The sequence below is a fragment of the Streptomyces niveiscabiei genome (assembly GCF_001419795.1).
In the GTDB taxonomy this organism is placed as follows: Bacteria; Actinomycetota; Actinomycetes; order Streptomycetales; family Streptomycetaceae; genus Streptomyces; species Streptomyces niveiscabiei.
The window spans coordinates 1-2,106 of sequence record NZ_LIRL01000216.1 but is presented as its reverse complement, the minus strand read 5'-3'; the positions used below and the strand labels follow the sequence as shown (position 1 = coordinate 2,106).

Sequence of the window (2,106 nt, the reverse complement as noted above, 5' to 3'; positions counted from 1 at the left end):
CCACCCGCCCGGCACGGCCATCCCCCCAACGGACCGGAATCCAGGGCTCGTCCCGTAAGTCGAAGCCGTCGGCCATAATCCCCTCCCACCTTCCCGTTCCTGGCCCGCGTCACGGCACGCGAGTGCAGCACGGACCACTGCCAAACACCTGAGCGGCGAGGCACGGGCACAGTGAAGCAGCCGCCACTGACAACGCCCCTCCGCACAGACCTCCAGCCCGAACTCATCTTCGAAAAAGGAGAGTTGCGAATCGAACAGTGCTCCACCGTCCGCCGCGAGCGGAGTGTCACACCCGAACCAGCCCCAGTTCGGGATCGAGGTGCAAGCTCTTCCCCGCCACGGTCACGGGCTGTACCTGGCCGTCGCGGACCGGCTGGCGCAGGACCACGAGGTCGCCGAGGAGGGGGTGTTCGCTCCACTCGTCCGGAGGACGGTGGTGTTCCAGCTCGCCCTTGAACCAGTCGGCGTTGACCGGCACGGTGCGGGCCATCACGGCACGCACCCCCGCAGGGGTGAGAACTTCGCCGCCGGTACCCGCCAGAGTCTCGGTGCCTTCCCGGTCGAGGGTGGTGCGGCCGTCGGCGTGCCGGTAGGCGCACAGGAGGCGTACGGCGTCGGCGCCGAGGCGGGTAGCGGCCTCCCACTCGTCCTCCGTCCCCTTGAGATGGTGCAGGTTGTGCAGGGCCGACACCGAGCGCGCCGGGGGGATGACGACGATGTTGCCGACGCTGCGGTCGGCCAGTTCCTTGCCGCGGTAGGCGGTGTACGCGGCCGACTTGACCGGGTCGTCCCAGACGAACATGTCGTCGTGGCCGTGTACCTCTTCGACCAGGTCCTGCACGTCACCCGGGATCGCGATGGACCGGCCGTCGTACCGTCCGACAGTGGTGGAGGTGGTGCGCAGGAGGAACTCGGCGTACACCTCACCCCATTCCTTCGGCACGCCCCGCCCGGCGGCGACCGGGTCCAGGACGACGAGGCGCGCGTTCGTGGCCCAGGCCGGACGGGCGTGTCCGTGCGGCCGGCCGTGGCGGGCCCACCAGGTCTCGTGGCGCCAGCAGCGGCCCGCGCGCTGGAGGAGGAGCGCGAGGGGGGCCAGGTCGCTGATGACGATGTCCGCGTCCAGGTCGAGGGACTGTTCGACGACCTGGGTGGCCACGACGATGCGCCGCCCCGGGCGGGGGCCCTGCCTCCCCAGTCCGTCGGTGATCTCCTGGGTGCGCTGTTCACGCTGGTCGCCGGGGAAGCGGGCGTGCAGCAACTGCACCTCTTCCCCACCTTCGCGCCGGCGCCCGTCGAGAAGGTCGCGCAGGTGCCGGTAGGTGTCCTGGGCCTCGGACACGGTGTTGCAGACGACCAGCGCGCACCCGCCCTCGTCCCCGAGCACCGGTTCCAGCAGCCGCTCGATCACCGCGAGCCGGCCCCGGCTGCCGCCGCCGGTGCCGTGGACCACGGGTTCCACCTGCACGTCCAGGCTCATCGCCCGCGCAGCCGCCTGTTCCTCGTGCCGTGCGGCGGAGATCCGCGCGCATTCCCCGTCGGCCGCGTCCACGTACAGCCAGCCCGGATACGGCGCCTCGAACGTGCGCCCCTTCAGCTCCTTGTTCTTCAGTCCGGCGCCCTTGAGGTACTGCTTGATCAGCTGGTCGCTGACCGAGACCGGGAGCGTCGCCGACAGCAGTACGACCGGAGTCCCGTACCTCCCCAGCCAGTTCAGCAGCCTCCCCAGCAGCACCTGCATGTACGGGTCGTAGGCGTGCGCCTCGTCGAGGATGAACGTCTTGCCCGACAGCGCCAGCAGCCGCAGTGCGTTGTGCCGCACCGGCAGCACCCCCATCAGCGCCTGGTCCACCGTGCCGACGGTGAACTGCGCCAGCAGCGGCCGTTTCGCGCCGCGCAGCCACCGCTTCGGCCGCATGTCGATCTCCCGCCGCCGCGGCCCGTCCGCATCGGCCTCGTCGTCCCCCTCACACGTCACCACCCGCAACTCGCCCGCCGTGTCCTCCCTGTAGGCGCTGTTCAACCAGGCCATGCTGTGGGTGAGGGTCAGCCCCGCCTCATCGCCCGCCAGCCGGGACACCACCCCCGCCACCCGCCGGTACATCT

Annotated in this window: 1 protein-coding gene; it reads right to left on the bottom strand. The window is 70.8% G+C overall.

Features of this window, described 5'->3' with window-relative positions:
* Nucleotides 1-286: 286 nt before the first annotated feature.
* Nucleotides 287-2,106, bottom strand: a 1,820-nt coding sequence (gene cas3, locus AOK24_RS12095) for a CRISPR-associated helicase Cas3' (RefSeq protein WP_055720065.1), incomplete at its 5' end; no start/stop codon positions are given.